The sequence below is a fragment of the Vibrio sp. 10N.261.52.A1 genome, from assembly GCF_002876325.1.
Classification (GTDB): Bacteria; Pseudomonadota; Gammaproteobacteria; order Enterobacterales; family Vibrionaceae; genus Vibrio; species Vibrio chagasii.
In genome coordinates, this window is the sequence record NZ_MCYD01000975.1 from 1 (window position 1) to 359 (window position 359).

Here is a 359-nt window from a genome sequence, read left to right on the forward strand (position 1 = left end):
GTTTTTCATACTTATTTCTACGTTTTTTATCAATAAATGAAGCTTTAGTTATCTGAAATCGCACTCTCTACATCAATAATCAACACTACCTTAGGTAAGGGCATGTCTGAAGTCATAGCAAATACACCCCCAGTAGTTCTCGCATCTCGATGGTCTCGTTTTTGGGCCTTTATTATTGATGCTTACGTGTATGCGATTTTCATGATTCCTGTTTTTCTATATAGCAGTCTGTACGACAAATTTCTCCTCAATGAAACAACCATTGATCTAACCGAAAAAGTTGCCCTATTTGTTTATGGTTGGGTGATTTTCTTTTTATGCCAAGGGTACTTACTTCATACGAAGGGACAGACAATTGG

Annotated in this window: 1 protein-coding gene; it reads left to right on the forward strand. The window is 36.8% G+C overall.

Features of this window, described 5'->3' with window-relative positions:
* Positions 1-102: 102 nt before the first annotated feature.
* Positions 103-359 (forward strand): RDD family protein (locus tag BCT81_RS21185; protein ID WP_198596940.1); only part of this gene is annotated, 257 nt, incomplete at its 3' end.